We start from the raw sequence: 8,197 nt of genomic DNA on the forward strand, positions 1-8,197 counted from the left end.
GCGGCTTGACCCAGACGTAGGCGTCGATGCCGGCGGCCGGGGCCGCGGTGGGCCGCTCACCGAGACCGGCACCGCTCTGGTTGCACCAGTTGCCGGCGTGGACGCGCCGGTCGACGCGGCCGCCGTTGACGTAGTCGTCGACGGAGGTCTGCGGACCGGGGCCGGTGGGCCGGGCGGTGCCGCCCCAGCCGTTGCGGGAGGTGTCGATCAGCATGCCGATGCCGGAGTTGAACCCGGCCGCGACGAGCTTGTCCCGCATCGCCTGGGCGAAGGACTGCTCGTCCGCGTACTGGTTCCAGTCCACCCACTTCGACTGCCGCACGGTCTGCCCGTTGACGGTGTCGGTGAGCTTGAAGTTCGGCTCCTTGACGGGGCCGTAGTTGGCGGTGTTGACGATGAAGCCGGTCACGTCGTTCACGCTGGCGCCGTCGGTCGTGGCGACCTTGGCGAACTCCTGCACGGCCGGGCCGAGGTTGCTGTCCCAGCCGAGCCAGCCGTGGTGGCCGGCGTCGATGTAGTTGTAGACGTTCGAAATGGCGCCGAGCTTGTCCAGGGCGTAGGAGACACCCTTCTCGTAGTTGCCGTTGCTCTTCATGGTCACGCAGGCGTCGGTGGTGGTGGGTGTGCCGCCGGCGTTGGTGACCAGGTTGGGCAGCGAGTCGGGTTCGATGACCGTGGCGATCCGCAGGCCCGCGTACTTCGGTGGTCCGCGACTCGACCTGACTTTCGTCGAGGCCTGCCGGTGACCGGGCCGGAGACAGCCGCAGCCACGTCGGCCGCGAGGGGGCCTGTTCGGACGCTCCGGCACAGGCCGCCACCAGCACGGCGGCGGCCACTCGGCCGGCGCGGGCGAGGGACGTGGTGAGACATGCCCCTGATCACGGCGTGTGTCCGGTCAGGCGGTGCGCTCCAGGAACTGCTGGTTGGTGCCGGTGCCGCAGGGCCACTGGATGAGGCGGGCGCCGTTCGCGGCGGAGGCGTCCTTCACGTCCAGGCACTTGCCGCTGTGCCGGGCGACGAGGTGGAAGTAGCCGTTGCCCTGGTCCTGCGGCAGCCACTGCTGGTTGGTGCCGGTGGTGCACTTGTACTGGTTGACGTACGCGCCGTCCGCGGTGGAGGCGTTCGCCACGTCCAGGCACTTGCCGCTGTGCTCGGCGACGATCTGGACGTAGCCGCCGCCGGCGTCGGTGAGCCGCCACTGCTGGTTGAGGCCGCCGTTGCAGTCGTACTGCAGGACGACCGCGTTGTCGGCGGCGGAGTTGTCGGAGACGTCGACGCATCTGCCGCTGTGCCGGGCGACGAGGTTGTAGTAGGGGCCGCCGCCCACGCCGGTGATCGTTCCGGCCGCCGTGTCGATGCCGATCTGCGGGTACCACGGCAGATCCATGGTGGTGTTGGTGGGGAAGGTCAGCGGCAGCCAGACGTACTGTGAGTCCTCGACGGTACCGCCCATGGAGTTGCCCCAGCGGTCGCCCATGTACAGGTAGGAAGTGCCGGCGGTGCCCTGGACGGGGAGGACGAAGGCCGTCTGGGAGCCGTAGGCGGTGTCGTTGCCGACGTCGGTCATCGCGGTCCACGGCCCTGCCAGGCCGGTGGCGGTGGCGTACCGCTGCTGGTTGGGCTTCCAGCCGCTGTTGGCGGAGGTGAGCATGAAGTAGACGCCGCCCCGCTTGAACAGGGCCGGGGCCTCGCGGTAGGTGCCGGGCCACGGGTCGGCGACCAGGCTGTCGACCCCGGTGTAGTCGGCGGTGAGCTTGAAGATGTCGAGGTCGGCGTTCTCGTTGGCGGAGGAGACCAGGTAGGCAGTGCCGTCGGTGTCCTTGTACAGGGTCATGTCCCGCGAGGTGATGCCGAGCGGCCGGAAGCTGCCCAGGTAGGTGTAGGTTCCGTCGACCGTGTCCGACTCGGCGACGGCGACGCGGGCCTGGGTGTAGTCGGTGGCCAGTTCCTTGTGCATCCACATGACGTACTTGCCGGTGGTGCTGTTGTAGATCACCTTCGGCCGCTCGATGTTGGCGGAGGCGAGCTCGGCGGCGCTGTTCTGCGTGAGGACGTTGTTGCGGAACTCCCAGGTCTTCAGGTCCGTGGAGCGGTAGACCGACACGTACTTGAAGGAGTTGTCGGGGTTGCGGTTCTCGCCGAACCAGTAGTAGTACGTGCCGACCTTGATGACGCCGCCGCCGTGGGCGTGGACCACGGCTCCGGTGGTGTCGGTGAACTGGGTCGCGTTGGTCACGGTCACGGAAGCGGCCTGGGCGGGCGCGCCGGCGGCCAGCAGCCCGGACAGGCAGACGAGTACGGCGGACAGCAGCAGGCAGACACGACGGAGCATGGGGATTCCTTCGACGAGAGCCGGCGAGAAAGCAGGCCGGCGCCAGGTTCGGCTCTTCTCGGGTGGCGGCTCTTCCACCCGGAGACTTGGATAAATGTCGGAAGGTGTGTGTTTCTGCTGGAGGACGGTAAGGCTCGACAGGAGCCTCGTCAACGCTTCGAGCGAATCTCCCTTGGAGTCCGAGCCTGAACCATCTTCTCCAATACATCCCATGTCTAGCTCGATCGCCGAGGCGCCCACAGCGGTCGCACAGGCTCTATTCGGAAAACCTGCGTCACAACCCTGGACACAAGCGCCATGCGTATTCGTTAATCCATCCTATGTATTGGCGCGGGGTCAGACGCGGATCGGGGATCCTCATGGCCTCCCAGGCCCCCTGCCGAGCCGCGCTGCCGGCTGCCCCACAGCCGCCGCCCCCGGGCGCCTTTCTGACAATCAAACAGGAGGAATCACGTTGCCGGAATCCATCTCACGCAGATCGGTGCTCGCCGGCATGGCGGCCATGACGGTGGCCGCGGCGGTCGGCTCCCTCGCGCTGACAACGCCCGCGTACGCCGCAACGGCCGCCGACCCCCTGCCACTCCCGCCCCTGCGCATCCCCAAGACCGACATGGGCGTGGAGCAGCAGCCCGACTCCAAGATCCAGTGGCTGCAGGACGCCAAGCTCGGCATGTTCGTCCACTGGGGTGTGTACTCGGGCCCGGCCAAGGGCGAGTGGTGGATGCACAACGCCCCCGTCACACCTTCCGACTACCAGAAGTACGTCACCGACGCCACGAGCGAGCAGTTCACCGCGGACGCCTACGACCCCACGGCCTGGGCGCAGTTGGCCAAGGACTTCGGGGCGAAGTACGTGACGCTGACGACGCGTCACCACGACGGCTTCGCGCTGTGGCCGCTGAACCACCCCAGCAGCTGGAACTCCGGACAGGCCCCGCTGAACCGGGACTTCGTCAAGGACTACGTCGCGGCGGTGCGGGCGGCAGGCCTGAAGGTGGGCCTGTACTACTCGCCCATCAACTGGCGCTACCCCGGCTACTACGACGTGTACGGCACCAACTGCGCGACCAACCCCTGGAACTACACCACCGACCCCGCGCACAAGGAGAACGCGCGGATCATGAAGACCGAGGTGTACGAGTCGGTCAAGGAACTGGTCACCCAGTACGGCGTGATCGACGACCTGTGGTGGGACGGCGGCTGGCTGGCGGAGCAGGGCAGTGACGCCGACGCGGCGTTCTTCTGGGAGCCCGGCCAGTACCGGGACACCGCCAACCAGTGGCCGGTGGACGCCGCCTACGGCGAGACCGACGCCGCCGGCAAGCCGCTCGGGCTGATGGGCATGGTGCGCAAACACCAGCCCGACATCGTCGCCAACCTGCGGTCCGGCTGGAGAGGCGACTACATCAACGACGAGGGCCCCTCGGTGCCCACCGGGGCGATCCGCACCGGCGACCTCGTCGAGAAGGTCTTCACCGTCGGCAGCTCCTGGGGCTACAACTCCGACGGCAAGGTGATGAGTTACGCCACCGCGATGAACATCCTGGTCAACTGCTGGGTGCGCAACATCACCGCGATGGTCAACATCGGCCCGGACCGGCACGGCACCGTCTCCTCCGGGCAGGCGAGCCTGCTGCGCCAGATCGGCACCTTCATGACCGCCTGCGGCCAGTCCGTCTACGGAACCCGCGGCGGCCCGTGGAACCCCGTCGACGGCCAGTACGGCTTCACGTACAAGGACAACACCTTCTACGTCCACCTCCTGCCCGGCTACAGCGGCACTTCCTTCACCACCCCCTCGATCGGCGACGCCCAGGTCAGCCGCGTCTTCGACGTGCGCTCCGGCGCCGGCCTGTCCTACACGGTCGGCACCGACGGCCGGGTCGCCATCAGCGGCGTCGACCGCACCACCCACCCGCAGGACAGCGTCGTCGGCGTCACCCTGGACCGGTCCGTGCAGCCCGCCGACATCGCGGCCGGCAAAACCGCCACCGCCGACAGCGAGGAGAGCTCCAAGGGCAACTACGCCGCCAAGGCCGTCGACGGATCCACCTCCACCCGCTGGTGCGCCGACAACGGCAACGTCGGCCATTGGCTCAAGGTCGACCTCGGCTCCACCCGCTCAATGACCGGCACCCGCATCGCCTGGGAGCTGGACAAGACCAACTACCGGTACAGGATCGAGGGTTCCACGGACAACTCCACGTGGACCACCCTCGTCGACAACACGGCGACGACCAGCACCAGTCAGGTCCAGGTCGCCGTCTTCCGGGCGCAGGCGCGGTACGTCCGGGTCACGGTCACCGGGCTGCCCTCCGGCGTGTGGGCCTCCATCCGCAACCTGGAGGTCTACGACCGGCCTTTCGGTGCCGACCTGGGCACCTTCAAGCTGGTCAACCGCAACAGCGGCAAGGTGATGGACGTCAAGGACGCCTCGACCCTCGACGGCGCCGACATCATCCAGTACCCCTGGGGCGGCACGAGCAGCACCAACCAGCAGTGGAGGCTGGTGCCGAACACCGACGGCTCCTTCCGGCTGATCTGCGTCAAGAGCGGCAAGGCCCTGGAAAGCCCCGGCGGTTCCGCCCAGGGCGCCCTCCTCGACCAGGCCACCGACGCCTCGGCCGACAACCAGTGGTGGACGCTGGTCCCCTCCAAGACCAGCGGCTACTACCGGCTCGTCAACGTCCGCACCGGATGGTGCGCCGACGTCAAGGACGGTTCGACCGCCGACAGCGCCTACGTGATCCAGTGGCCCATGAACGACGGCGCCAACCAGGACTGGCAACTCGTCGCGCTCTGAACGGCGGACCGTGGTGCCGGGCCGCACGCCGGCCCGGCACCCCGCCGCACCGGCTCCTTCGCTTCTTCCCCTCCCTCGACGCCCAAAGGATCCGCGCCATGGGGCTTCACGACCTGCCGCTCGACCGCAGACAGTTCTCACCGCCGCCGCCATGACCGCCGGAGCCCTGGCGCTGCCCGGTCTCTGCGCCGGCAGGGCGTCCGCCGCCGTGCCGACCCAGGTCACGCTCCCCGACCGGGGCATCCGCCTCCCGCGCCGACCAGGTCATCGTCCACGAGCTGCTGCCCGCCACCGGCCGCACCGTCGACACCACCCTCAGCGTCAACACCGCCCTCGACGGCGTCCCCACCAGCGTCACCTTCTCCACCACCGCGACGGTGAGCAACGGCGAGGGCTGTCTCACCCTGCGCGGCACCTACCCCTCCGGCGGCGCCTACGGCTACGAGGGTGCCACCCGCGTCGTCGCCACTGGCACCGGCTCCTCCGTCACCGTCAGCGGGCAGACCCTCGTGGTCGCCAAGGCCACCAAAGTGCTGCTGCTCACCAAGCTCGGCCGGTACGAGAACGCCACCGACTGGAACTCCCAGCCCCTGCAGACCGCCTTGGCCGGCCTGACCGCCGACTACGCCACCCTGCTCGCCCGGCACACCCCCCTGCACCAGGCGATGTACGACCGCTCCAGCATCGACCTGAACGTCTCCGCCGCCGACCGACAGCTGTCCACCAGCGAGCTCATCGCACGGCAGAACAGCAACACCTCCGCCATCGACATCGCACTGCTGGAACGGATGTACGACTCGGGCCGGTACTTCTTCGTCAGCTCCAGCGGCGTCCTGCCACCGCGCCTGACCGGCATCTGGAACGACTCCTGGGCGTATGACCTCACCACCGACGCCAACGTCAACTTCCAGGTCGCGGGCGGCAACATCCTCGACCTCACCGACGCCATGCAGGGCTACTTCGATCTCGTCCTGGGCCAGTTGGCCGACTGGCGGACCAACGCCACGAACAGCGGGATGTGCGTGAACGCCCAGAACGGCTACACGGCCGACGGCACCCCGCTCAGCCAGTGGCCGCCCGACACCGGCAGCAACCAGGAGTGGCAGATCGTCGCCCTGTGAGCCACCGGGGCGCCGCCGCCGCTCCGCCCTCGGCCACCTCGCGCCAGCCGAGTACGAACAGCAATTCTGCGGGGTCAGGCGCCGATCATGTTGAAGCCGCCGTCTGCGTTGAGGTAGGCGCCGGTCATGTGGGCGGCGTCGTCGGTGGCGAGGAAGAGGGCGGTGCCCGCGAGTTCGGCGGGGCCCGGGATGCGGCCCATCGGGGTCTTGGCGATCATGTCCTCGCGGCGGCCGGACTTCCAGTCCGCACGGCTGAGGAGCATCTCGGTCTCGATGAAACCGGGGGCGAAGGTGTTGACCCGCACGGCGGGGGCGAACGCCTGGGCGTAGGACTTGGTGATGCCGAGGATGCCGTACTTCGCGGCGGCGTACTGCGGAGCGCGGGCGCTGCCACGCACGATCACGGTGGAGCCGATGTTGACGATCGCGCCGTGGCCCTGCTCCAGCATCCGGGAGCCGAACTCGTGGACGCACAGCATCGTTCCCTTGATGTCCACCGCGAGGACGTGGTCGATGGACTCCTCGGTCACATCCCGCCAGGACATCTGGTCGCCCGCCACGTCACCGACGTTGTTGACCAGCACGTCCAGGCCGCCGAAACGGCTGAACACCTCCTCGGCCATGCGGATGACGTCGGCATGGACGGCGATGTCGGCCCGCACCGTGAATGCCTCACCGCCGACCTCCCTGATCCGGGCGGCCGTCTTCTCGGCTCCGGCCGCGGAGCTGCGGTAGTGGACGGCGACCCGGGCGCCCTCCTGGGCGGCGCGTACGGCGATCTCGGCGCCGTAGCCGGTGCCGGCGCCGGTGACCAGGACGGTGCGGCCTTCGAAGCGGCGGGGAATGCGCTGCTCTGTCATGGGACGTCCCTTCAGAGGTGTGCGGCCGTGAAGCGCTGGCGGATCTCACCGATGCCCTCGATGCGGCTGACGAGTTCGTCGCCCTCGGTGAGATACCGGGGTGGATCCATCCGGTTGCCGACCCCGGCCGGGGTGCCGGTGAAGACCAGGTCGCCCGGGAACAGCTGCACTACGGCCGACAGGCGGGCGACGAGCTCCGGCACCGGGAAGATCATGGACTTGGTGCGGTCGTGCTGGACGATCTCGCTGTTGAGCAACCCGGTGATCTCCAGATCGTCGGGGTCCGCGAACTCGTCCGGTGTGACGAGGACCGGCCCGGTCGGCCCGAAGCCGGGAAAGGATTTTCCGAAGCTGAACTGTGCTGGCTTTCCTCGGAGTTGGGCGACACGCTCGGACAGGTCCTGTCCGATGGTGAGCCCGGCGACCGTTTCCCAGGCACGGTGGACGGGCACGCGGTGGGCAGGCACGCCGATCACCGCGACCAGCTCGACCTCCCAGTCCACCTTGCCGGCAGGAAGCTCGACCGTGGTCCGCGGGCCCGTGATGCAGCTCGGGAACTTGGTGAACACCAGCGGTTCTTCGGGCGGGGTGAATCCGGCCTCGGCGGCGTGCGGGGGATAGTTGAGGGCGAGAGCGAAGACCTGCCGGGGCCGGGGCACCGGAGCCTGGAGAGCCGCCGGGGCCACCTCGATGTCGTACGCCTCGTCAGCCAGACCGGTGGCCCAGTCGCGGCAGGATCGCCACTGCTCCAGCAGGGCCATCGGGTCGGTCGACAGTCGTCCCTGCGAGGCCCGGCCGACATCCGCGGCCCGGTCACCGCGGACCACGACGGCCCGGCCGTCGATGACGCCGAGTCTCACCAGTCCACCTTCTTCGGTACAGCCGTGCCGTGCCCCTGCTCCCAGCTGATGATGGGGTTGCGCAGGACGCCGAGGCGTTCGACCTCGGCCTCGACGACGTCACCCGGCTTGAGGTACATGTCGGGGTCGCCGCTGAAGCCGGCGACGCCCTGCACGGTGCCGGTGGTGATCAGGTCGCCGGCGCTGTAGCCCTGCGGGGAGTGGTAGGCGACCAGGTGCGG

6 protein-coding genes and 1 pseudogene are annotated in these 8,197 nt (G+C 68.7%); 2 read left to right on the top strand and 5 right to left on the bottom strand.

Features of this window, described 5'->3' with window-relative positions; genetic code table 11:
• Both AB0M11_RS40620 and AB0M11_RS40625 read right to left on the bottom strand, forming a co-directional pair.
• Positions 1 to 700 (bottom strand): annotated as a pseudogene (locus AB0M11_RS40620) (glycoside hydrolase family 6 protein); the annotation flags it as partial.
• 195 nt (positions 701 to 895) lie between these two features.
• Positions 896 to 2,332: an RICIN domain-containing protein gene (locus tag AB0M11_RS40625; RefSeq protein ID WP_365713888.1), complete on the bottom strand. Its 1,437-nt coding sequence runs from the start codon at positions 2,330 to 2,332 to the stop codon at positions 896 to 898.
• 454 nt (positions 2,333 to 2,786) lie between these two features.
• On the opposite strand from AB0M11_RS40625, the gene AB0M11_RS40630 reads away from it, so the two are divergent.
• Positions 2,787 to 5,135 carry an alpha-L-fucosidase gene (locus AB0M11_RS40630; protein ID WP_365713890.1) on the top strand — a complete coding sequence of 783 codons (2,349 nt, stop codon included), beginning with the start codon at positions 2,787 to 2,789 and terminating at the stop codon, positions 5,133 to 5,135.
• Between the two features lie 281 nt (positions 5,136 to 5,416).
• A complete protein-coding gene (locus tag AB0M11_RS40635) occupies positions 5,417 to 6,256 on the top strand; it encodes an RICIN domain-containing protein (protein WP_365713898.1) in 840 nt (279 codons plus the stop codon).
• Positions 6,257 to 6,330: 74 nt separating this feature from the next.
• Here AB0M11_RS40635 and AB0M11_RS40640 read toward each other — a convergent pair whose 3' ends face one another.
• The 3 genes from AB0M11_RS40640 to AB0M11_RS40650 form a co-directional block, all read right to left on the bottom strand.
• Positions 6,331 to 7,116 (bottom strand): SDR family oxidoreductase, encoded by a 786-nt coding sequence (locus AB0M11_RS40640; protein WP_365713892.1) that lies wholly within the window; start codon positions 7,114 to 7,116, stop codon positions 6,331 to 6,333.
• A gap of 11 nt (positions 7,117 to 7,127) precedes the next feature.
• Positions 7,128 to 7,976 (bottom strand): fumarylacetoacetate hydrolase family protein, encoded by an 849-nt coding sequence (locus AB0M11_RS40645; protein ID WP_365713894.1) that lies wholly within the window; start codon positions 7,974 to 7,976, stop codon positions 7,128 to 7,130.
• A partial coding sequence (locus AB0M11_RS40650; RefSeq protein ID WP_365713896.1) for a fumarylacetoacetate hydrolase family protein occupies positions 7,973 to 8,197 on the bottom strand: 225 nt, incomplete at its 5' end. The genes AB0M11_RS40645 and AB0M11_RS40650, both read right to left, overlap by 4 nt.

The sequence above is a fragment of the Streptomyces sp. NPDC051987 genome, from assembly GCF_040680735.1.
In the GTDB taxonomy this organism is placed as follows: domain Bacteria; phylum Actinomycetota; class Actinomycetes; order Streptomycetales; family Streptomycetaceae; genus Streptomyces.